The following is a 20,101-nucleotide window of genomic DNA, read 5'->3' as shown; positions in this document are numbered from 1 at the left end:
AGCGGTTATGATGTGTTGAACGCAGACCCAGTCTACTTCCGTCGCAGATGTTCGTCCAATCTGGGCATTATTTCCACGAAATTGCAGGGGCGGTGGCGATAATCGAACTGTTTTTCCAGAATCGCGTCCCAGGCGTCCTTGCAGGCCCCCGGACTGCCCGGCAGCGCAAACAGATAGGTGCCGCCTGCCACACCGCCCGTGGCGCGGGACTGGACGGCAGAGGTGCCGATCTTTTCCATCGAGACGATGGTGAAGACGGTGCCGAAGGCCTCGATTTCCTTCTCATAGACATCCCGATGCGCCTCAACCGTCACGTCGCGACCCGTCAGACCGGTACCGCCGGTCGAGATCACAACGTCAATGTCTGGATCGGCCACCCAAACGCGCAGTTGGTCGGCAATCTGGACACGTTCGTCCTGAATGATCTTGCGATCCGCCACCGAGTGTCCCGCCTTTTCGATCCGATCCACCAGCGTCTGACCCGAGCGGTCCTCGGCCAGCGAGCGTGTGTCCGACACGGTCAGAACCGCGATGCGGACGGGGATGAACTCCATGCTTTCATCAATGCGTGACATAAGGCGTCAGGCCCTTTCCATAATGGCAAGCCGGATGGCGAGGGCGGTAAAAATCCCTCCGGTCACCCAGCCCATGATGCGCGAGGCGCGCGGGTTTGAAATCAGCAACCGCCCGGCCCCGCCTGCAAACAATCCCACCAGCCCGTTCACCACAAAACCGCCCAGCGCGATGATCACGCCGAAGATCAGGAATTGCACCAGAACCGAGCCCTGCGCGGGATCGACAAACTGCGGGATGAAGGCCAACACGAACAGGATCACCTTGGGATTGGTCAGGTTCACGATCATCCCGTCGCGAAAGGCGAAATGCGTGGGCTTGGTGGGGGCATCGCCCGAAACCGCTCCGTTTCGGATTGCCCCCCATGCGAGATAGAGCAGATAGGCGACGCCCATCCACCGGATCACATCAAACAGCCACGGCAGCGCAGATACCAGCGCGCCCAGCCCCAGCCCTGCCAGCAGAACATGCACCATCAGGCCGACCGAGACACCTGCGCTGGCCATCAGCGCCGGGCGGGCACCGGACCGCAAGCCCTGCCCAAAGCAGAACATCATATCCGCGCCCGGTGTGAAATTCAGCGCCATCGCGGCGGGGATGAAGGCCAGAAGGGTGACCGTGTCGATCATGTGTCCACCTCGAACCAATGCACTTTGGGGCCTAGATTGGCGATCTGGCTGCGCCCGATCGTGCCGCGATAGCCCCAGCTGTCGTGGATATGGCCGCAAAAGACATGACCCGGCTGAAGCCGTTCCACCGCGTCCCGCACCGCGACCGATCCCACGGACACGCCTTGCGACGTGGTGTCCCCGTGCCCCTTCGGCGGAGAATGCACGATCAGGACATCCGCAGCCTCGCAACGATCCAGCAGCTCGGCGGCCTCAGCCTCGGTCAGGTCGCAGGACCAGTCCCCAAAGGGCGTTACCGGCACACCGTAGCCCAGACCAAACAGGCGCAAGCCGTCCAGAGTCATGCCTGTCCCGTGCAGAACATGCGCCCCGTCAGGTGCGGCGGCGGTCAGCTCCTCGGCGCTTTCGGCATTTCCGGGGACCAGAACCATGGGTGCTGCAATGCCCGAGAGCATCCCCATCGCCTCGTCCAGACCCTGCCGCCCGTTGCAGAAATCCCCGGCCCCGATGACCAGATCGGCCTGCGCGCTGGCAGCGACCAGATCAGCGGCCCGGTTACGCGCCAGATGCAGGTCCGAGAAAGCCAGAACCCTCATGCCCCGGCCCCCAGCCGCGCTTTCAGCTCCAGCAGATCGGCCCAAGCCTGCCGTTTCATCTGCGGTTGCCGCAGCAGGTAGGCGGGGTGGAACATCGGGATCACCGGCAGGCCCAGCGCCTGATCCCAGTTGCCGCGCAGCCGCGTGATGCCGCGTTTGCCCAGCACCGCCTGACAGCTGATATTGCCCATCACCACCAGAACCTCGGGCTTGGCCAAGGCTACGTGGCGTTCCAGAAACGGCTTCATCATGCCGATCTCTTCCGGCTTGGGGTCCCGGTTCTGCGGAGGCCGCCATGGCAGCACATTGGTGATGTAGACGTTTTCGCGCCGGTCCAGATCAATCGCGGCCAGCATCCGGTCCAGCAACTGCCCGGCGCGTCCGACAAAGGGCTTGCCCTCGCGGTCCTCATCCCGGCCCGGAGCCTCACCAATGATCATCACCCGCGCGCCGGGGGTGCCGTCGGCAAACACAAGTTGCTTTGCGCCGCGTTTCAGATCGCACAGGCCAAACGCGTCCATCGCCGCGCGCAATTCCGCCAGCGACCCGGCCGCTTTCGCGGCGTGCTGCGCCACCTCTGCCGGATCGACCTTCTGCGGTGCCTCTGGCGTCACCTGCGCGGCCGCAGGCTTTTTCGCCTTCGGTGCCTTGTCGGGCAAGGCGTAGCGGTCGACCGGCGCGTCGCCGATCGCATCCGTCACGCCCAGCTCGATCTGCCAATCCAGCAGCGCCCGCGCGGTATGATAGTCCAAGCCCGATTCCATGGCACTCAATCTAACCAGCTTTTGACCGAGGGAAAGCGAATAGACCTTGCCACAGCGCGCCAACGGGCCAACCATGCGGGTATTCATGCTGCTGGCCTTGCGAATCCTGACCATCGGACTGTTGCTGACCCTTGTCAGCGACCCGGTTCAGGCGAACCGTCTGGACCGGACCGGGCAATGCCGCCCCGGTCAGCTGCAATGCGGGCGCGGATGCTGCCCCGCAGGCCAGCGCTGTAGCTTTGATGGACGCTGCATTCCCCCCGGTCACACCTATTGCGGCGGCGGGCGCACCTGCGGCCCGTTCGAACGCTGCGTGGCGGGTGGCGCGCGCTGTGCCCCTGCGGGGGCGAACACGTGCAGATCACGGCTGGATTGCCCCGGCGACAGTTTCTGCAACGGACGCGGCGAGTGCGAGCGGACAAGGCCGAATCCCTCGCCCGCACCGGATATCACCCCGCCCGCGCAATGCGCCGACGGCCAACGCTGCGGGCCCGGCTCGGCCTGTCTGCCGGGGGGCGGATGTTCCCGCCCCGGATGGTTCCTGTGTGAGGAGACCGGATCGCAATGCCGCCCCGGCTTCAAATGTTCAAAAACGCGCGGATGTGTGCCCGCCAAAGCGGTCGATTGCGGCAATGCCCGCTGGTGCAAACCCGGCGAACGCTGCCTGCCCGAGGGCGGGTGCGAAAAACTGCCTCAGGGCCAGATATCGCAGCCCCCTTAGGTTGCCCCTGCCGGGGCACGCTCCTATAAGCGGCGCGACTGTCAGACAGGAGCACGCCCATGCGTTTCGCCCATCGTCACCTTCTTGGCATCGAGCATCTGTCACAATCCGATATTGTCGCTATTCTGGATCTGGCCGAGACTTATGTCGACCTGAACCGCCAATCGACAAAACACTCGGATGTGCTTTCGGGGCTCACCCAGATCAATATGTTCTTCGAGAATTCGACCCGAACGCAGGCCAGTTTCGAACTGGCCGGCAAGCGTCTGGGCGCGGATGTGATGAACATGGCCATGCAGGCCAGTTCGATCAAGAAAGGGGAAACCCTGATCGACACGGCCATGACGCTGAATGCCATGCATCCCGACCTGCTGGTGGTGCGCCACCCGCATTCCGGCGCGGTCGATCTGCTGGCGCAGAAAGTCAACTGCGCCGTGCTGAACGCAGGCGACGGGCGGCACGAACACCCGACGCAGGCGCTGCTGGACGCGCTGACGATCCGCCGCGCCAAGGGGCGCATCCAACGGCTCAACATCGCCATCTGCGGCGACGTCGCCCACAGCCGGGTAGCGCGGTCAAACCTGATCCTGCTGGGCAAGATGGAAAACCGCATCCGCCTGATCGGCCCGCCGACGCTGGTGCCCGGCCAGTTCGCTGACTTCGGGGCCGAGATTTACGACGACATGAACGAGGGCCTCAGGGACGTCGATGTCGTGATGATGCTGCGGCTTCAGAAAGAGCGGATGGATGGCGGCTTTATCCCGTCCGAGCGTGAGTATTATCACCGCTACGGTCTGGATGCCCAAAAGCTGGCGCTGGCCAAGCCCGACGCCATCGTCATGCATCCCGGCCCGATGAACCGCGGGGTCGAGATCGACGGCACGCTGGCCGATGACATCAACCGCTCGGTCATTCAGGAACAGGTCGAGATGGGCGTCGCCGTCCGCATGGCCGCGATGGACCTGCTGGCCCGAAACCTGCGCGTTGCCGCATGAGCGATCTGACTGTCGCCCCCCATGAACGCGGCGTGATCCGCCTGTTCGCACTGGATATGCGCCCCGAAGAGGCCAAATTCCTGCGCGAACCCGGCGCTGCCGATCAGGTTCTGGGGGTTGACGGTCTGGATCCTGAACAGATCGACACCTTCCCGGTCGCGGACCTCGAAGATCTTGGTCTGTCCGGCTATCTCAGCGAGGGCTGCGACGTCTCGCCAGACCAGCTGGACCGAGCAAGACTGGGGGCGATTGACGGCTGGGTGATGGCGGTGCGCAGCGCGGCCTTTGGCGACCGCGCCGCCACATTATCCCCCGATCCGCGTCTGCGTCTGATCGGCCTGTTCACAGAAGAGGCCACCAGCTGGACCGGCCCGCCCATCGACACCGAAAGCGCCAAACCGTTCTCGGCCCCGCAGACCCCGCCCCGCGCCGTGCGGGCAACCGCGCAGAGGGTGGGCGCGGCGATATTTGCCGTGGCCATGGCCCTGATCGTCGGAGGTGCGCTGTGGCTGATCCTGTGATCTTTACCCCCGACAAGAGCGCCTATATCCGCACCAACGCCTGGCTGGCCGCTGCGGGCATGGCCGGGGCGATGCTGGTGCTTTGGCTGATCGGCAACCCCTATGTCTGGACGGGTGCCCCGGCAGGTCTGGCCGCAATTGCGGTGCGCGCCTGGTATCTGGCCTCGGAAGAACTGACCGCAGGGTGGGAAATGTCCGACACCACCCTCACCGGCCCCGGCCCGCGCAAAGTGCCGCTGAACCAGATCGAAACCGTCAAAACGCTGGGCAGTTTCGTCCAGATCGTCACCAAAGGCGGAGACAAGCACCTGATCAAATATCAGGCCGACCCCGCCGCCACTAAAACCGCCATCGAAAGGGCGCTGCCATGAGCATTACTCTTTTCACCAATGCCCGACTGATCGACCCCGAAGCCGGAACTGACACCACCGGCTGGCTGCAGGCCGAAGCGGGTCGTATCGTGGCGACCGGCACCGGCGATGCGCCGGATATCGCCGCCGACGTGGTCGACTGCGGCGGTCATTGTCTGGCGCCGGGCATTGTCGATATCGGCGTCAAGGTCTGCGAACCCGGTGAGCGGCACAAGGAAAGCTATAAATCCGCCGGGCTGGCCGCGGCAGCCGGGGGTGTGACCACGATCGTCACGCGGCCCGATACCCTGCCCGCCGTCGATACGCCCGAAACGCTGGAATTCGCCACCCGCCGCGCGCAGGCGGATGCGCCGGTCCATGTGCTGGCGATGGCCGCGCTGACCAAGGGCCGTGACGGGCGCGAGATGACCGAGATCGGCTTTTTGCAGGACGCAGGCGCGGTGGCCTTCACCGATTGCGACCATGTGGTCGCCAACACCAAAGTCTTCTCGCGCGCGCTGACCTATGCCAAATCCTGCGGCGCGCTGGTCATCGCCCACCCGCAGGAGCCAGGACTGAGCGCCGGGGCCGCCGCCACCAGCGGCAAGTTCGCCGCGCTTTACGGGTTGCCCGCCGTCTCGCCCATGGCCGAGCGGATGGGGCTGGACCGCGATATCGCGCTGCTGGAGATGACCGGGGCGGCCTATCACGCCGACCAGATCACCACCGCCCGCGCGCTGCCCGCGCTGGAGCGCGCCAAACGCAACGGGCTGGACATCACCGCTGGGACCTCGATCCACCATCTGACGCTGAACGAGCTGGACGTGGCCGATTACCGGACCTTCTTCAAGGTCAAGCCGCCGCTGCGGTCCGAGGATGACCGGCTGGCCGTCATCGAGGCCGTCCGCACCGGTCTGATCGACACCATCAGCTCGATGCACACCCCGCAGGACGAGGAAAGCAAGCGCCTGCCGTTTGAAGAGGCGGCCTCGGGCGCGGTGGCGCTTGAGACGCTGCTGCCCGCGGCGCTGCGGCTGTATCATGCGGGCCAGTTGGACCTGCCGACCCTGTTCCGCGCGATGGCGCTGAACCCGGCGAAACGGCTGGGGCTGGCTTCGGGCCGTCTGGCCGCCGGTGCGCCCGCCGATCTGGTGTTGTTCGACCCGGATGTGCCTTTTGTGCTGGACCGGTTCACGCTGAAATCGAAATCGCAGAACACTCCGTTTGACGGGCAGAAAATGCAGGGTAAGGTCACCGCGACCTATGTCGCAGGTCAGGAAGTATACCGGAGACCCTGATGCCCCTTTTCGAAAGCGCCATGACCCAGCTGATCCTGTGGGCCGGGCTGGGTTACCTGATCGGGTCGATCCCGTTCGGCATGGTCATCGCGCGCGTCATGGGGCTGGGCAATCTGCGCAATATCGGCTCGGGCAATATCGGCGCGACCAATGTGCTGCGGACCGGCAACAAGGGGGCCGCCGTGCTGACCCTGCTGCTGGATGCGGCCAAAGGGGCGGTCGCAGTGCTACTGGCGCGGGCGATGGCCGGCGAGGACGCGGCACAGATCGCGGCCCTTGCGGCCTTTCTGGGCCATTGCTTTCCGGTCTGGCTGGGATTCAAGGGCGGTAAGGGTGTCGCCACGTTTCTGGGTCTTTGGCTTGCGCTGGACTGGCGCGTCGGGCTGGCCTGCTGCGTGACATGGCTGGCGGCGGCTGCGATCTGGCGCATCTCGTCGGTGGGCGCGCTGGCGGCGGCGGCGCTGTCGACCACATGGATCATGGTGCTGACCGATGGCCGCACCTTCGTGCTGGGGATCATCCTGACGCTGCTGGTCTATTGGCGGCACAGCACCAATCTGGCCCGCATCAAGGCCGGAACCGAGCCCAAAATCGGAAAATCGTGAGCCTGCCGGATCGCGTCGCACGCGCTTTGGCAGACCTGCCGACCGGGACGTTCACCGGCACCACCGATCATCGACGCTATGTGGTGTCGCACCAGATCATGGCCGGTGGAAAGTCACACAAGCTGGTCGCGCACCAGATGGGCGGGCCGGACTATGTCAGCCTCAACCTCTATCTGACGCAAGCCAGCGGAGCGCTGCTGCGCCCCTGCGAAATGCCCGCCGAAAAGGTGTCGGCCTTTGTGCTGGCGCTGAGGCCGGACGTGCAGGGATGAACAGACGCCCTTCGCGGATACACATTCACAATTGATTGTTTTGAACGTGAACGGGGCGCTTCCCAACTGTGGACCTGTGACAGCCAATTACCGGCGTCGCGAAAACAAATCCGGTTCGCCGGAGCAAAATTAAGGTGCTCGAACGCGGGCCTATTCACGAAAGGTGAAAACAATGAACAAGATCAAATCCCTCATCGGCGGTGTCGCTCTGTCTGTCGCAGTTGCAAGCACGGCTCTGGCCGCTGGCGTCGAACTGAACGCAAGCTCGACCGGTCTGGCGCTGCAGGGTTATGACCCGGTTGCCTATTTCACCGTGGGCGAAGCGACCAAAGGCGACTATCGCATCACCACGCTGCACAATGACGCGCTGTATCGCTTTGCTTCGGAAGAAAACAAAGTGGCGTTCGAAGAGAACCCCGAGGCCTACCTGCCCGCATATGGCGGCTATTGCGCCTTCGGCACCGCGATGGGCTTCAAGTTCGACGGCGACCCGAACTACTGGAAGATCGTTGACAACAAGCTGTACCTGAACCTGTCGGCTGACATTCAGGAACGCTGGGAAGGCGATATCCCGGGCTTTAACGAGCGTGCGGATGCCAACTGGAAAGACATCGCCAGCAAGACCCCTGCGGAACTGCAGCAGCAATAATTCGCTGACGACCTCGACTGCATCGGCGGCGGATCGTATCCGCCGCCGATCGTCGTTTGTAGACCCCGCTCGGAACCCTATCTGAACCACTAGACAAGCGTCCGGTTTCAACGGCCCCCGCGCCCGAACAGGCGCATACAGGTCGGAATAGAACAAGGTTTGATGATCCGGTCCATGGGCCGGGTCGTATCTGTGGGTACATGGCCACGGGCGGCGACGCGCTGCGGTCAGACTCTGAGCGAAAGGAACAAACGATGACAGGTAGACTGGTACTGGTAACGACTGTCGCGACTTTGGCGGCAGGATCAGCAATTGCGCAATCCTCGGGCAACTGGACCGGGTTTTATGGCGGTGCGCAGTTCGGCTATGCCGATATCGACACCAATCTCTCGGGCGTGGACGGGGACGGCGCGATCGGCGGTCTCATCCTTGGATATGATTACGATCTGGGCGACTGGGTCGTTGGTGGCGGCTTTGACTATGACTGGTCCAGCGTCGACCTGTCCGGCGCTGCCGAGGTCGAGAATGTCTGGCGCATCAAGGCGCGCGCGGGCTACAAGGTGAACCCGCAAGGGTTGCTTTATGGCACCGCCGGTTACGCCGAGGCGGATACGGACACGCTGGGCAGCGACAATGGCTGGTTCATCGGCGCAGGCTATGAGCAGATCGTAGCCCCCAATATCAGCGTCGGCGGAGAGCTGTTGTATCACGAGTTCGACGATTTCAACTCGACCGGGGTGGACGTGGACGCCACCACGATCCAGATTCGCGCAGCCTATCGGTTCTGAGGTCAGATCAACGAGCCCGGCGCAACCGCCGGGCTCAGCCGATCAGGGTTCCAGAACCGTGCTGCCGGTGGTTTGCCGTGCCTCAAGCGCCCTGTGAGCGTCCGCCACCTGATCCAGCGGGAATTGCTGATCGACGTGGATTTTGACCTCGCGCCCCTCGACCTTGCCGAACAGCCGCCGCGCCATCGCCTGACAGACCGCGTGGTCCGAGATATGCGTGAACAGCGTGGGCCGGGTGATCTTCAGCGACCCCCGCTGCGCCAGCATCCCCAGATCAACCGGCGGCACCGGCCCCGAGGCATTGCCGAACGAGATCATCATGCCCAGCGGTTTCAGGCAGTTCAGCGACCCCTCGAACGTGTCCGCGCCGATGGAATCCATCACCACATCCACGCCTTTGCCGCCGGTTATGTCGGCCACGCGCTGGACGAAATCCTCGGACCGGTAGTTGATGCAATGCGCCGCGCCGTTGAATTGCGCAAGGCTGCATTTCTCATCCGTTCCGGCGGTTCCGATCAAGGTAATGCCTTCGGATTTCGCCCATTGGCAAGCAATCAGGCCTACTCCCCCGGCCGCGGCATGAAACAGAACCGTATCCCCCCGCCGCAGCGGCGTGGTGCGGTGGAACAGGTACTCCACTGTCATGCCCTTGAGCATCATCGCCGCTGCCGTGCGGAATGAAATCCCCTCGGGCAGCGGGCAGACCTGCGCGGCGGGCATGACCCGCGCCTCGGTATAGGCCCCCGGCGGTCCGGCGGCATAGGCGGCGCGCTGTCCGGGTGCCAGATGGGTGACGCCCTCACCCACAGCCTCGATCACGCCCGCCGCTTCCATGCCCAGCGCGTGCGGCAGATCCAGCGGATAAAGCCCGCTGCGCTGATAAACATCGATGAAATTCAACCCGCAGGCGTGATGACGAATTCGAACCTCACCCGGGCCCGGATCACCCAGCGGGCGATCCTCGATCCGCAGGGCCTCGGGGCCGCCGATTTCATGGATAACGACGGTGCGAGCGGTGTGCTGCATGGCTGCCTCCCTTGCCTTTGAAACAAAGCTAACATGCCTGTGCAGCAGGGCAATGGTTGTGGTCGCACAAGGGTGATCGGGCAGTTTTCTGCAAAATGTGCTATACTGATTGGGACGTTGCCGGTTGATCCGGTCACAGGCAATGCCCGCACCGGATGCATCCCGCAGCATATCCATGCCAAAGGGGGGATGATGATGGACAAGACAATCGGTAACCCAATCAGCTGGGCCGCCCGCCAGATGCGGGCGACCGGCGATCATGTGGCAGAGTCGGTCAGCGAGATCGGCAGCGCCGAGACCGGAGCGATGCCGGTGGTGCATACGCTGACCCTGCAGGACCTGCGCGCCTGTCTGCGGGCGGGATATAACGACTTTCTGGAGACCCGCGCAGATGCGGTGTTTGTGGTGCTGATCTATCCGATCGCCGGGCTTTTGATGTTCGGGATCGGGCTGAACAAGGACATGGTGCCCCTGCTGGCCCCGCTGATCGCGGGTTTTGCGCTGGTCGGGCCGGTTGCAGCGGTCGGGTTGTATGAGATCAGCCGCAAGCGCGAACAGGGCGGCGAGGTGCATTGGCTGGACGCGTTCGGCGTGTTCCGCTCACCCTCGTTCGGAGCCATTCTGGCGTTGGGGTTCTATCTGGTCATGCTGCTGCTGGTCTGGTTGATGGTGGCGCAGAGCATCTATGCCCAGACCCTCGGGCCGGAACCGCCTGCCTCGGCCATGGGGTTTGTGACCGAGGTGTTCACCACCAGCGCGGGCTGGACGATGATTTTGACCGGAACCGCCACGGGGTTTGTCTTTGCGCTGGTTGCACTGGCGCTGAGCGTGGTCAGTTTTCCGCTGCTGTTGGACAGGAAGGTTGGTGTGCCGGTGGCCGTTGTGACCTCGGTCCGGGTGCTGCGGCACAATCCGCGCGTGATCCTGACATGGGGTGCCATCGTCGCGGCGCTGCTGGTGCTGGGCGCGATCCCAATGCTGCTGGGGCTGATCGTGGTGATGCCTATCCTTGGCCACGCCACGTGGCACCTTTATCGCCGGGCGGTCGCCTGACCCCCCCGGCATCCGCTTACCCGGCGACCTTGAGAACGATCTTGCCGATATGGCCCGAGCTTTCCATCCGCGCATGGGCTGCAGCGGCATCGGCCAGATCGAACTCGGAATCCATCACCGGCGCGACCTTCCCCGCCTCTAGCAGCGGCCAGACTGCCTCGCGCAGGTCCTGCGCAATGCGCGCCTTGGCCAGATCGCTTTGCGGACGCAGAGTGCTGCCGGTCAGGGTCAGGCGTTTGACCATCATCAGGGCAAAGTTCAATTCAACCACAGGACCTTGCAGAAAGGCGATCTGAACCAGCCGCCCATCCTCGGCCAGCGCCTTGACGTTGCGCGGGATGTAATCGCCGCCCACCATATCGAGGATCAGGTTCGCCCCCCCCTCGGCGCGCATCGCAGCCACGAAATCCTCGTCGCGATAGTTGATCGCCTTCTCGGCCCCCAACTTGACACAAGCCTCGCATTTCTCTGCCGACCCGGCGGTGGCGAACACCCGCGCGCCAAAGGCATTGGCCAGCTGGATCGCGGTCGTTCCGATACCGCTGGAGCCACCATGCACCAGAAACCGCTCGCCCGCTTTCAGGCCACCACGGGTGAAGACGTTGGACCAGACGGTAAAGAATGTTTCGGGCAGGCAGGCAGCCTCTTTCATCCCCATCCCGGCAGGCACCGGCAGGCAATGTGCGGCGGGTGTGGCGACGTATTCGGCATACCCGCCGCCCGGCAGCAGGGCGCAGACCTGATCACCCACGGCCAGACCCTCGACGCCCGAACCGAGGGCCACAACCTCACCCGATGCCTCAAGCCCCGGCAGATCGCTCGCGCCCGGGGGCGGGTCATAGGCCCCTGCCCGCTGCAAAGCATCGGGGCGGTTCACCCCGGCATAGACGACTTTCAGAACCACCTGACCCTCGGCCGGTTCCGGCATCGGGCGTTCGGTCAGTTGCAGAACGTCCGGGCCACCCGGTTGGCTGATCTCAACAGCGCGCATTGTCTGGGTCATGGGCATATCTCCTTTGCCTCCTGCCTAGCAGGCAGGAGCGCAGAGGCCCAGCAGCAAGTGGACGCGGCGCGACTATTTCCCCGATGACAGCGAACCCGGCAGGTTGTCAGGCATCTTCGCTGGAGCCTTCACCTGGCCCGCTAACCAGTTGGGTACGGCAAGGAACGGTTTCAGCAACGGATTGCCATTCACCTGCGCCTTGAGCTTTTCGAACTGCATCACGCCCTCGATCCGGCGATCAAGGAACTCCCACGTGCTTTGGTGATCCGGGCTGTCATCCCCCAGCCAATACAGCAGCGTCGAAGAATACACGCCCGACAGCGTGGCACGTTTGGTGTACCAGTTCACGTCGTCCGAGGTGTCACCCAGCGCGTCCCAGATCAAATCGCAGGTCCCCCAGACCGCCTTGGCCCCGTCAGCAGCATAGATCGGCAAGGCAAACAGGGTCACGCCCCGGCGCACGGCCTCTTTATCCTTGACCGCCTGCAGGCGGAAGCGCACGGCAGCGGCAATCTTGTCGCGGAATTTCAGCCCGCTCAGATCCTCGGATTTGATCCGGTCCAGCATGGCCTTGTCACCGCGCGCATGGAACGCCAGCGCCAGATCGACCGCGCCGCGCGGGCAGATGGCGCGGACCAGCGCCGCATCCAGGCCGCAATCGGCAATCGCCGCGCGAACGCTGGTTTCCGACCAGCCGTCAAACGGCACATGATCCAGAATCGCATTCAGCAATTGCTCTTTGGTATCTTCATAGGTGGCGGTCATGGCGGTTCTCCGGGTTCTTGCACCAGTACTAGACAAGATAGAGGCGCTTTGCTATACGGCCACTTCCTGCAATTTCCTTGCAACTCTATCTAGAAAGGTGGTGACAACCACATGCAGGTTAGTGTTCGCGACAATAACGTCGATCAGGCGCTTCGTGCCCTGAAGAAAAAGCTGCAGCGCGAAGGCGTGTTCCGTGAAATGAAGCTGAAGCAACATTTCGAGAAACCGTCCGAGAAAAAAGCGCGCGAGAAGGCTGAAGCGATCCGCCGTGCCCGTAAACTGGCACGTAAGAAAGCACAGCGCGAAGGTTTGCTCTAAGGCTTACCGCGACTCGTCCAGCTTTGGATGACACTATTTGACGACCCCCGAGGCATCGCCCGGGGGTTTGTCGTTTTCAGGGTGGGCGATCCCGCCCATTTCCTGCGTTGACCAACGCGGCAACCTGCCGATTTCGACGCCGCGCGCCCCATCGGCATTTTACAGCGCAGCGAATCGCCGTTCGGTTGCATTCCCTCGCCGAAAAACGCTCATCCAGCCTGTCCCACTATCAACGACGCTCTGGTCCCCGATATCTGGTCCCGTCCACTCAGACACAACAAAACGGAGGCACTGATGTCGACAGCAAGCACGGTCGAGCGGGAAATGCTGGCGCTGATCAACCAAGAGCGCACATCCCGCGGGCTTGACCCCCTGCAACTTGAAACCCGACTGAACGACTCGTCCGAGGATCACAGCGAATGGATGCTGGAAACCGACCGGTTCAGCCACACCGGTGAAGGTGGCTCATCCGCGACCCAGCGGATGCAGGCGGCGGGCTTTGACCTGTCGGGCAGCTGGCGCACCGGCGAAAACATCGCCTGGCAATCGGAACGCGGCGCGCCGGGGATCAGCGATGATGTGGCCCAGCTGCACGAAAACCTGATGAACAGCCCCGGCCACCGCGCCAACATCCTGAACCCCGACTTCAAATATATCGGCATCGGGATCGAAACCGGTGACATGCAGGGTTTCGATGCGGTCATGGTCACCCAGAACTTCGCCACCACTCAGGGCGAAGTCATGCTGGATACGGGCTCTGGTGCACCGGTGACACCACCAACCGATGAGGTCGCGGAACCCGAAGACGAGGTTGTGGTTCCGCCAGAACCCGAAACGCCCGACACCGATGTGACCGAAGTTGAGGAACCGGTGGAAGAAACACCCGATACGGACTTCACCGAAACGGAAGAACCTTCGGACGAAACACCCGACACCGACGTGACCGAAGTTGAAGACCCCGAGCCCGAGGCCCCTGTCACCGATGTCGAAGAGCCGGAGCCCGAGGGTCCGGACACCGATGTGACAGAGATCGAGAAACCCGAACCACCCGTTACGGATGTGACCGACACACAAGACCCGGTCACAGAGGTGGAAGAGCCCGAAATCGACGTCACCGAGGTCGAAGAGCCCGCGCCGGAAACGCCCGACGTAGATATCGCGGACGTGAATATGCCCGAGGCACCCTGCTTTGACGTTCAGGCCTTTCTGGCCGAAATCGAATCCTTCGTGAACGCGCTGCAGGCCCGGTTCGACCAATTCGACTGGACCCCGGTGCAACAGGCCAATGCGATGCCTGAAATGGACGATTTCGATCTTATGATCGGTACAGACATGGTCGAAGATACGGTCGAGACCATCGAGACCGCGGTTGAAGACGCAACTGACGATTTCTGCAACGTCTTCGTCTTTGACATGAACTGCGGGTACGACTTCGGTTGACCCGGCAATTCAGGTGCGGGGGACAAGCGTCCCCGCACCGCTTACCCGACGGTCAGTAGACCTTGGGCACATATAGCTCGTCGGGCAGAATGCGCCGTTCGTATTCGGGATTGTAGCGCCGGTCGGGCAAATCGACCTTTTCCTGCGGCACGTCCTCGTACGGGATCTTTGTCAGCAGGTGTTCGATACAGTTCAAACGTTCGCGTTTCTTGTCATTGCCCTCGACGATATACCACGGGGCCTCTGAGATATTGGTGCGGAAGAACATGTCTTCCTTGGCCTTGGTGTAAGCCTCCCACCGGATGCGGGATTCCAGGTCCATCGGCGACAGTTTCCACTGTTTCATCGGATCATGGATGCGCATCAGGAATCGCAACTGCTGTTCCTCGTCGGTGATCGAGAACCAGTATTTCAGCAGGATGATCCCCGACCGCACCAGCATCCGTTCAAATTCGGGAACGTCCTGAAAGAACTGCTCGACCTGATCGTCATCGGCAAATCCCATCACCCGTTCGACCCCGGCGCGGTTGTACCACGAGCGGTCGAACAACACGATCTCTCCGGCCGCAGGCAGGTGCGGCACGTAGCGCTGGAAATACCACTGGCTTTGTTCACGGCGGCTGGGTGCGGGCAGCGCAACCACACGCGCCACACGCGGGTTCAGGCGCTGGGTGATCCGCTTGATCACGCCGCCCTTGCCTGCACTGTCACGGCCTTCAAACAAAATACAGACCTTTGCCCCGGTATGCTGCACCCAGTCCTGCACCTTGATCAGTTCGGCCTGCAGGCGCAGCAGGTTGCGGAAATACACCTTGCGGTCCAGCATGTCGGGATGCTGGTCCTTATAGATCTTGCGCACCTCCATCGAGAGCATGGGTTCGCTGAACTCGATCTCGATATCTTCGTCCAGCGAGTCTTCCAGTTCGGCTTCCAGCCAGTCTTTGGGGGCACGGTCGTTTTCGTAGGTCAAGGTCTGCTCCTTATCTTCCACCGGAACCGGACAATATCGGGGCTGTGTAACCGGCGGATGTCGGGGCCCGCCTTTGATCCCTGAATAAGCGCGTGGCGGGCCTGTCTGTGGCCCAGAGTCTGGCCCGGTCTGCCTCGGGTTACAAGCGTCTGAATTGCCGCAATACCGGCAGGTGCCGGTTTTCGCGCACCCGAAAAACCGGGGCGATCGGCGCTTGCCTTTTCCACCGCGCCCTCGGCATCAATGGGCTACCCCGACCGGAGAGGATATCGTGAGCCCTTTTGAGACCCTGCTGCCCGCACTCTGGCCCTGGCTGATCCTGATCGCGGCCCAGATCAGCGCATTGGCTGGCAGGCTGACGAGTTCGGTTCCCCTGCTTGCGGTGTTTGGAATCATCGCCGTGATACAGGGGCTGTTATCCTGGGGCGCGGCGCTGGTGATCCTTCTGGGGTTGGCGGGGGCCGCCGGGTTGCCCCGCCTCAGGGGTGTGCACCGTCTGTTTGGCCACTTCGCGTTCATTGTCTGGTGTCTGGTGCTGGCCCTGCATCTGCTGCCCGGCGTGCACAACCTGCTGGTTCTGGATCAGGTGCAGGCCGGGCCTGCAAGCGGCCCGTTCACCATGTATGTCAATCTGGACAAGCCGATGGTCTTCTTTGCAGCGGTACTGGCGTGGCCCGCGATGCCGCGCGCGGGGCACCGCGTCCGGGCGCGCCCGCTTTTGATCGGGCTGGGGCTGCTACCCGCGCTGCTGCTGATTGCAGTCGCCACGGGGGCCATCCATCCCGAACCCGGCCTGCCCGACTGGTGGCTGGTCTTTGCGCTGTCCAACCTGTTCCTGACCTGCTTAACGGAAGAGGCGTTCTTTCGCGGCTATCTGCAATCGGCGCTGTCGGCCCGGTTCGGGTCTGTTGCGGGCATCGCCGCGGCAAGCCTGCTGTTCGGTCTTGCCCATACAGCAGGTGGTGCTGCGTTGGTTGTCTTCGCCGCCCTGCTGGGGCTGGCCTGCGGGCTGGGGTATCGTGCCACCGGTCGCCTCTGGGTGCCGGTGCTGATGCATTTCGCCTTCAACATGGCACATCTGCTGCTGTTCACCTATCCCGGCCCGGCCTGACCCCCTTCAAACCGGCAGCGCGGTTGTCTTGAACACGGTCCGCAGCGCGAACGAGCTTTGCATCTGCGCCACCCCCGGCAGGCGGGACAGGTATTGCCGGTGAATACGGGCGAAATCCTCGGTGTTTTCGGCCACCACTTTCAGAATGTAATCCGCCGTACCGGCCATCAGGTGGCACTCCAGCACATCGGGTATCCGAGCAACGGCTTTCTCGAACGCCTCCAGAACCTCCTCGGCCTGGCCCTGCAGCGTGATCTCGACAAACACGGTGGTCGGCACGTTCAGCTTGCGCGCATCCAGCAGGGCGACGTAGTCCTTGATATACCCTTCGGCCTCAAGCCGCTGCACCCGCCGGTGGCAGGCCGAAGGGGACAGATTCGCCTGTTCCGACAGGTCCGCATTCGACATGCGTCCTTTGCGTTGCAGCGCCGCCAGAATCTTTCGATCGGTTGCATCCAATGTCATTCGCGCACATCCATTGCACATACTTCTTAGTTCTTCGGATAATTTCCCACAGTTTCGACAATTGGCAAGTGGGGTTTCACAGAAATTGCACAGCAACCTGCCCATAATTTGGGCAGTTTATGAATGGAGTCTCTCTCATGAAAATCGGCTGCCCCAAGGAAATCAAACCTCAGGAGTTCCGCGTTGGCATGACCCCGAACGCCGCGCAGGAAGCGGTGGCGCGCGGTCACGAAGTGATCATCGAAACCGGTGCCGGGATGGGCTCGGGCTTTGACAACGACGCCTATCTGGCCGCCGGTGCCCGCATCGTCGACACCGCAGAAGAGGTCTTTGCCACCGCTGACATGATCGTCAAAGTCAAGGAACCGCAGGCGGTCGAGCGCAAGATGCTGCGCGAAGGTCAGCTGCTGTTCACCTATCTGCACCTCGCCCCCGACCCGGACCAGACCCATGATCTGATCGCATCCGGCTGCACCGCGATTGCCTATGAGACCGTCACGGACTCCAACGGCGGCCTGCCCCTGCTGGCGCCGATGTCCGAGGTTGCCGGGCGTCTGGCCCCTCAGGTCGGATCGTGGACCCTGCAAAAAGCCAATGGCGGTCGCGGCGTTCTGATGGGCGGCGTTCCGGGCGTTGGTCCGGCCAAGGTCGTCGTGATCGGCGGCGGTGTTGTTGGCACCCACGCGGCCAAGATCGCCGCTGGCATGGGCGCGGATGTGACCGTTCTGGACCGCTCGCTGCCACGTCTGCGCTATCTGGACGATGTGTTCGGCGGCCAGTTCAAGAACCAGTACTCGACCGCCGGTGCAACTGCCGAGCTGATCCGCGACGCCGATATGGTGATCGGCGCAGTCCTGATCCCCGGTGCCGCCGCCCCCAAGCTGATCACGCGCGAGCAGCTGTCGACCATGAAACCCGGCGCGGTTCTGGTCGATGTGGCGATCGACCAGGGCGGCTGTTTCGAGACATCGAAGGCCACCACCCATGCCGATCCGATCTATGAGGTCGACGGCATCATGCATTACTGCGTCGCCAACATGCCGGGTGCGGTCGCGCGCACTTCGACCATCGCATTGGGTAACGCGACGATGCCGTTCATGCTGTCGCTGGCGGACAAGGGCTGGAAACAGGCCTGTCAGGACGACCCGCACCTGCTGGCAGGTCTGAACGTCCATGCCGGTAAACTGACCTATTACGCGGTGGGCAAAGCTCTGGGCATCGACGTGGTTGCCCCCAGCGTAGTGATCAAGTCGTAAACCCTCCCGCCCCTGAAAGCGCTCTCTGACGAGAGCGCTTTACAGCGTTGGGCCAAGCGCCGCGCCTGTGGCGCGTCGCGGTCTCGCCTGACGCGGGCCACCAAAAACAAAGGCGCCGCGCAGAATGCGCGGCGCAACGCCCAACCGGAGAAGGGCATTTCCAATGCCCGCCCGACGGGCGGGAGCCATCACCCCTCTTTGTGAATTTCCACAGAATGCGGATAGGGGATCGACACGCCCTTGGCGTCAAAGGCCTCTTTGATCGCTTTGGTCAGTTCAAACTTCACATCCCAGTAATCCGCCGCCGCACACCAAAGGCGCGCCGTCAGATCAACCGAGCTGTCGCCCAGATTGGTCACCCGCACCCATGGCTCGGGATCACCCATAATCCGGGCGTCAGCCTTCGCCACATCCAGAATGATGCCCATGGCCTCATCGGCGCTGTCGCCATAGTCGATGCCAAACACCAGATCGACCCGGCGCGTATCGTGGGCCGAGTAATTGGTGATCACCGACCCCCAGGCCTGACCGTTGGGCACGATGATCTGCACATTGTCCGGCGTCACCAGTTCGGTGGTGAACAGGTTCAGGTCCTTCACCGTCCCTGCGGTGCCACCGATATCCACGTACTGACCCAGCTTGTAGGGCCGGAACACCACCAGCATCACCCCGGCGGCCAGATCGCTGAGCGTACCCTGCAGCGCCAGACCAATGGCCAGCGAAGCCGCACCCAGAATGGCCACGATACTGGTCGCCTCGATGCCAAAAATGCCCAGCACAGCGACAAAGACAATCGCCAGCAGGACCCATTTCACCAGGCTTGCAACAAAATTCCCCAGCGTGGGGTCGATATGCGGCGTCGCGTTGATCCGCCGCCGTACCAGCCCGCTTATGGCTCCGGCCACGATCCAGCCCAATATCAGAACGATCAGCGCCTTGACCGCGCTCATGATCAGCGGGCCAAATGCGCCCACCTGTGTTACGACGTCTTCCACACGCATCTCCTTTGCGCCAACAGCAAACCCGCGCCTTTGGCGCGGGGATCACCCATGACTTTGGGCCAAATCATGACATCGGTCTAGGTGCGGGATTCCTTAGTTTTCCCCCTGCTGTTCCTCAGCAAACAGCCGCTGTCCGGCCCTGCACAGTCAAACACCTGACATTCCGCATCAAAGCCACCACATTGAAGCCGTACCACCGTTTCAGGAGCCCACCATGCTGGACAGCGCCGCCTTCCCGATCATGGCCAAATGGCCGCCGCAATTCCCCGACCGCATCCAACTGTATTCCTACGCTACCCCAAATGGCGTCAAAGCCTCGATCATGCTGGAAGAAACCAGCCTGCCCTACGAAGCACATACCGTGACGCTGGCCGATGCCGATGTCAAAAGCCCCGAGTTTCTGTCGCTGAACCCCAACAACAAGATCCCGGCGCTGATCGACCCCAACGGGCCTGACGGCGAACCGCTGGGTCTGTTCGAAAGCGGCGCGATCCTGCTGTATCTGGCCGAGAAAAGCGGCATGCTTCTGGGGCAGAGCAAGGCGGACAAACACCGCGTCACCCAATGGCTGATGTTCCAGATGGGCGGGCTGGGGCCGATGTTCGGCCAACTGGGCTATTTCCACAAATTCGCCGGCAGCGAGATCGAAGACCCCCGCCCCCGCGAACGCTATGTGGCCGAGGCCAAGCGGCTGCTGAACGTGCTGAACACGCAGCTGGACGGTCAGGACTGGATCGCCGGAGACTACTCGATTGCCGATATCGCCATCGCGCCCTGGCTACGCGGGCTCGATTATTACGGGGTCAAAGAGGTGATCGGCTGGGACGACCACAAGCACGTGAACGCCTATCTCGACCGCTTCCTTGACCGACCGGCGGTACAAAAGGGCCTGACCATCCCCCCGCGGGACTGACCCGAGACAAGGGCTGCGG

Annotated in this window: 25 protein-coding genes; 15 read left to right on the top strand and 10 right to left on the bottom strand. The window is 62.7% G+C overall.

Annotated features, from left to right (window positions below; translation table 11 throughout):
- Positions 1 to 32 precede the first annotated feature (32 nt).
- The 4 genes from moaB to ACR1XV_RS12685 are packed head-to-tail and all read right to left on the bottom strand — an operon-like array spanning position 33 to position 2,562.
- A complete protein-coding gene (gene moaB, locus ACR1XV_RS12700; protein ID WP_480531824.1) occupies positions 33 to 575 on the bottom strand; it encodes a molybdenum cofactor biosynthesis protein B in 543 nt (180 codons plus the stop codon).
- Between the two features lie 6 nt (positions 576 to 581).
- Positions 582 to 1,202, bottom strand: coding sequence for a LysE family translocator (locus ACR1XV_RS12695; RefSeq protein ID WP_480531822.1), 621 nt, complete (start codon positions 1,200 to 1,202; stop codon positions 582 to 584).
- Entirely contained in the window at positions 1,199 to 1,798 is a 600-nt protein-coding gene (locus ACR1XV_RS12690; RefSeq protein WP_480531820.1) for a metallophosphoesterase family protein, read from the bottom strand. The genes ACR1XV_RS12695 and ACR1XV_RS12690 overlap by 4 nt, the downstream gene beginning before the upstream one ends.
- Positions 1,795 to 2,562, bottom strand: coding sequence for a uracil-DNA glycosylase (locus ACR1XV_RS12685; RefSeq protein WP_480532069.1), 768 nt, complete (start codon positions 2,560 to 2,562; stop codon positions 1,795 to 1,797). Before ACR1XV_RS12685 ends, ACR1XV_RS12690 begins: the two co-directional genes overlap by 4 nt.
- Positions 2,563 to 2,635: 73 nt before the next feature.
- Here ACR1XV_RS12685 and ACR1XV_RS12680 point away from each other — a divergent pair, with 73 nt between their 5' ends.
- The 9 genes from ACR1XV_RS12680 (at position 2,636) to ACR1XV_RS12640 (ending at position 8,761) form a co-directional block, all read left to right on the top strand.
- Positions 2,636 to 3,283, top strand: coding sequence for a scavenger receptor class F, member 2 (locus tag ACR1XV_RS12680; RefSeq protein ID WP_480531818.1), 648 nt, complete (start codon positions 2,636 to 2,638; stop codon positions 3,281 to 3,283).
- Positions 3,284 to 3,342: 59 nt separating this feature from the next.
- Entirely contained in the window at positions 3,343 to 4,278 is a 936-nt protein-coding gene (locus tag ACR1XV_RS12675) for an aspartate carbamoyltransferase catalytic subunit (RefSeq protein WP_480531816.1), read from the top strand.
- Positions 4,275 to 4,799, top strand: a complete 525-nt coding sequence (locus ACR1XV_RS12670; protein WP_480531814.1) for a hypothetical protein — start codon at positions 4,275 to 4,277, stop codon at positions 4,797 to 4,799. The genes ACR1XV_RS12675 and ACR1XV_RS12670 overlap by 4 nt, the downstream gene beginning before the upstream one ends.
- A complete protein-coding gene (locus ACR1XV_RS12665; RefSeq protein ID WP_480531812.1) occupies positions 4,784 to 5,170 on the top strand; it encodes a hypothetical protein in 387 nt (128 codons plus the stop codon). Before ACR1XV_RS12670 ends, ACR1XV_RS12665 begins: the two co-directional genes overlap by 16 nt.
- The gene (gene pyrC / locus ACR1XV_RS12660) at positions 5,167 to 6,447 is read left to right on the top strand and encodes a dihydroorotase (protein ID WP_480531810.1); all 1,281 of its coding nucleotides are present in this window, start codon (positions 5,167 to 5,169) and stop codon (positions 6,445 to 6,447) included. The genes ACR1XV_RS12665 and pyrC overlap by 4 nt, the downstream gene beginning before the upstream one ends.
- Positions 6,447 to 7,052, top strand: a complete 606-nt coding sequence (gene plsY, locus ACR1XV_RS12655; protein WP_480531808.1) for a glycerol-3-phosphate 1-O-acyltransferase PlsY — start codon at positions 6,447 to 6,449, stop codon at positions 7,050 to 7,052. Before pyrC ends, plsY begins: the two co-directional genes overlap by 1 nt.
- Positions 7,049 to 7,324 carry a hypothetical protein gene (locus ACR1XV_RS12650; RefSeq protein ID WP_480531806.1) on the top strand — a complete coding sequence of 92 codons (276 nt, stop codon included), beginning with the start codon at positions 7,049 to 7,051 and terminating at the stop codon, positions 7,322 to 7,324. The genes plsY and ACR1XV_RS12650 overlap by 4 nt, the downstream gene beginning before the upstream one ends.
- Before the next feature lie 172 nt (positions 7,325 to 7,496).
- Positions 7,497 to 7,973, top strand: a complete 477-nt coding sequence (locus ACR1XV_RS12645; protein WP_480531804.1) for a YHS domain-containing (seleno)protein — start codon at positions 7,497 to 7,499, stop codon at positions 7,971 to 7,973.
- Between the two features lie 254 nt (positions 7,974 to 8,227).
- On the top strand, positions 8,228 to 8,761 hold the full coding sequence (locus ACR1XV_RS12640) for an outer membrane protein (RefSeq protein ID WP_480531802.1): 534 nt from the start codon (positions 8,228 to 8,230) through the stop codon (positions 8,759 to 8,761).
- Between the two features lie 42 nt (positions 8,762 to 8,803).
- Here the strand turns inward: ACR1XV_RS12640 and ACR1XV_RS12635 are convergent, their stop codons facing one another.
- Entirely contained in the window at positions 8,804 to 9,787 is a 984-nt protein-coding gene (locus ACR1XV_RS12635) for a quinone oxidoreductase family protein (RefSeq protein WP_480531800.1), read from the bottom strand.
- Positions 9,788 to 9,982: 195 nt separating this feature from the next.
- Between ACR1XV_RS12635 and ACR1XV_RS12630 the strand changes: the two genes are divergently transcribed.
- Positions 9,983 to 10,840, top strand: coding sequence for a DUF2189 domain-containing protein (locus ACR1XV_RS12630; protein ID WP_480532067.1), 858 nt, complete (start codon positions 9,983 to 9,985; stop codon positions 10,838 to 10,840).
- A 16-nt stretch (positions 10,841 to 10,856) separates the two neighbouring features.
- On the opposite strand, the gene ACR1XV_RS12625 is transcribed toward ACR1XV_RS12630, so the two are convergent.
- On the bottom strand, positions 10,857 to 11,843 hold the full coding sequence (locus ACR1XV_RS12625; protein ID WP_480531798.1) for an NAD(P)H-quinone oxidoreductase: 987 nt from the start codon (positions 11,841 to 11,843) through the stop codon (positions 10,857 to 10,859).
- 72 nt (positions 11,844 to 11,915) lie between these two features.
- Positions 11,916 to 12,608, bottom strand: a complete 693-nt coding sequence (locus ACR1XV_RS12620) for a COQ9 family protein (protein WP_480531796.1) — start codon at positions 12,606 to 12,608, stop codon at positions 11,916 to 11,918.
- Positions 12,609 to 12,719: 111 nt separating this feature from the next.
- Here ACR1XV_RS12620 and rpsU point away from each other — a divergent pair, with 111 nt between their 5' ends.
- Positions 12,720 to 12,926, top strand: coding sequence for a 30S ribosomal protein S21 (gene rpsU, locus ACR1XV_RS12615; protein WP_005614280.1), 207 nt, complete (start codon positions 12,720 to 12,722; stop codon positions 12,924 to 12,926).
- Positions 12,927 to 13,220: 294 nt separating this feature from the next.
- Complete coding sequence (locus ACR1XV_RS12610) at positions 13,221 to 14,366, top strand: CAP domain-containing protein (protein ID WP_480531794.1); 1,146 nt, start codon at positions 13,221 to 13,223, stop codon at positions 14,364 to 14,366.
- Positions 14,367 to 14,418: 52 nt separating this feature from the next.
- On the opposite strand, the gene ppk2 is transcribed toward ACR1XV_RS12610, so the two are convergent.
- Positions 14,419 to 15,336 carry a polyphosphate kinase 2 gene (gene ppk2, locus ACR1XV_RS12605; protein WP_480531792.1) on the bottom strand — a complete coding sequence of 306 codons (918 nt, stop codon included), beginning with the start codon at positions 15,334 to 15,336 and terminating at the stop codon, positions 14,419 to 14,421.
- Between the two features lie 271 nt (positions 15,337 to 15,607).
- On the opposite strand from ppk2, the gene ACR1XV_RS12600 reads away from it, so the two are divergent.
- Positions 15,608 to 16,447 (top strand): CPBP family intramembrane glutamic endopeptidase, encoded by an 840-nt coding sequence (locus ACR1XV_RS12600; RefSeq protein WP_480531790.1) that lies wholly within the window; start codon positions 15,608 to 15,610, stop codon positions 16,445 to 16,447.
- Between the two features lie 6 nt (positions 16,448 to 16,453).
- On the opposite strand, the gene ACR1XV_RS12595 is transcribed toward ACR1XV_RS12600, so the two are convergent.
- Positions 16,454 to 16,912, bottom strand: a complete 459-nt coding sequence (locus ACR1XV_RS12595) for an Lrp/AsnC family transcriptional regulator (RefSeq protein WP_480531788.1) — start codon at positions 16,910 to 16,912, stop codon at positions 16,454 to 16,456.
- Positions 16,913 to 17,049: 137 nt separating this feature from the next.
- Here ACR1XV_RS12595 and ald point away from each other — a divergent pair, with 137 nt between their 5' ends.
- Positions 17,050 to 18,168, top strand: coding sequence for an alanine dehydrogenase (gene ald, locus ACR1XV_RS12590; protein WP_480531786.1), 1,119 nt, complete (start codon positions 17,050 to 17,052; stop codon positions 18,166 to 18,168).
- 188 nt (positions 18,169 to 18,356) lie between these two features.
- Here ald and ACR1XV_RS12585 read toward each other — a convergent pair whose 3' ends face one another.
- Complete coding sequence (locus tag ACR1XV_RS12585) at positions 18,357 to 19,169, bottom strand: mechanosensitive ion channel family protein (protein ID WP_480531784.1); 813 nt, start codon at positions 19,167 to 19,169, stop codon at positions 18,357 to 18,359.
- A 214-nt stretch (positions 19,170 to 19,383) separates the two neighbouring features.
- On the opposite strand from ACR1XV_RS12585, the gene ACR1XV_RS12580 reads away from it, so the two are divergent.
- Positions 19,384 to 20,082, top strand: a complete 699-nt coding sequence (locus tag ACR1XV_RS12580) for a glutathione S-transferase family protein (RefSeq protein WP_480531782.1) — start codon at positions 19,384 to 19,386, stop codon at positions 20,080 to 20,082.
- Positions 20,083 to 20,101: the final 19 nt, after the last annotated feature.

This window comes from Ruegeria sp. AD2(2025), from assembly GCF_056542385.1.
Note: the sequence above shows the minus strand (reverse complement) of the source record. Positions and strands in the feature narration are given on the sequence as shown.

Excerpts from the sequence above, each read along its gene's own strand:
- ACR1XV_RS12670 (WP_480531814.1), top strand. The coding sequence starts at position 4,275 with ATGAGCGATCTGACTGTCGCCCCCCATGAACGCGGCGTGATCCGCCTG.
- ACR1XV_RS12680 (WP_480531818.1), top strand. The coding sequence starts at position 2,636 with ATGCGGGTATTCATGCTGCTGGCCTTGCGAATCCTGACCATCGGACTG.
- plsY (WP_480531808.1), top strand. The coding sequence starts at position 6,447 with ATGCCCCTTTTCGAAAGCGCCATGACCCAGCTGATCCTGTGGGCCGGG.
- ACR1XV_RS12610 (WP_480531794.1), top strand. The coding sequence starts at position 13,221 with ATGTCGACAGCAAGCACGGTCGAGCGGGAAATGCTGGCGCTGATCAAC.
- ald (WP_480531786.1), top strand. The coding sequence starts at position 17,050 with ATGAAAATCGGCTGCCCCAAGGAAATCAAACCTCAGGAGTTCCGCGTT.
- ACR1XV_RS12620 (WP_480531796.1), bottom strand. The coding sequence starts at position 12,608 with ATGACCGCCACCTATGAAGATACCAAAGAGCAATTGCTGAATGCGATT.
- pyrC (WP_480531810.1), top strand. The coding sequence starts at position 5,167 with ATGAGCATTACTCTTTTCACCAATGCCCGACTGATCGACCCCGAAGCC.
- ACR1XV_RS12630 (WP_480532067.1), top strand. The coding sequence starts at position 9,983 with ATGGACAAGACAATCGGTAACCCAATCAGCTGGGCCGCCCGCCAGATG.
- rpsU (WP_005614280.1), top strand. The coding sequence starts at position 12,720 with ATGCAGGTTAGTGTTCGCGACAATAACGTCGATCAGGCGCTTCGTGCC.
- ACR1XV_RS12625 (WP_480531798.1), bottom strand. The coding sequence starts at position 11,843 with ATGACCCAGACAATGCGCGCTGTTGAGATCAGCCAACCGGGTGGCCCG.
- ACR1XV_RS12580 (WP_480531782.1), top strand. The coding sequence starts at position 19,384 with ATGCTGGACAGCGCCGCCTTCCCGATCATGGCCAAATGGCCGCCGCAA.
- ACR1XV_RS12695 (WP_480531822.1), bottom strand. The coding sequence starts at position 1,202 with ATGATCGACACGGTCACCCTTCTGGCCTTCATCCCCGCCGCGATGGCG.
- moaB (WP_480531824.1), bottom strand. The coding sequence starts at position 575 with ATGTCACGCATTGATGAAAGCATGGAGTTCATCCCCGTCCGCATCGCG.
- ACR1XV_RS12635 (WP_480531800.1), bottom strand. The coding sequence starts at position 9,787 with ATGCAGCACACCGCTCGCACCGTCGTTATCCATGAAATCGGCGGCCCC.
- ACR1XV_RS12690 (WP_480531820.1), bottom strand. The coding sequence starts at position 1,798 with ATGAGGGTTCTGGCTTTCTCGGACCTGCATCTGGCGCGTAACCGGGCC.
- ACR1XV_RS12675 (WP_480531816.1), top strand. The coding sequence starts at position 3,343 with ATGCGTTTCGCCCATCGTCACCTTCTTGGCATCGAGCATCTGTCACAA.
- ACR1XV_RS12595 (WP_480531788.1), bottom strand. The coding sequence starts at position 16,912 with ATGACATTGGATGCAACCGATCGAAAGATTCTGGCGGCGCTGCAACGC.
- ACR1XV_RS12685 (WP_480532069.1), bottom strand. The coding sequence starts at position 2,562 with ATGGAATCGGGCTTGGACTATCATACCGCGCGGGCGCTGCTGGATTGG.
- ACR1XV_RS12645 (WP_480531804.1), top strand. The coding sequence starts at position 7,497 with ATGAACAAGATCAAATCCCTCATCGGCGGTGTCGCTCTGTCTGTCGCA.
- ACR1XV_RS12640 (WP_480531802.1), top strand. The coding sequence starts at position 8,228 with ATGACAGGTAGACTGGTACTGGTAACGACTGTCGCGACTTTGGCGGCA.
- ACR1XV_RS12585 (WP_480531784.1), bottom strand. The coding sequence starts at position 19,169 with ATGCGTGTGGAAGACGTCGTAACACAGGTGGGCGCATTTGGCCCGCTG.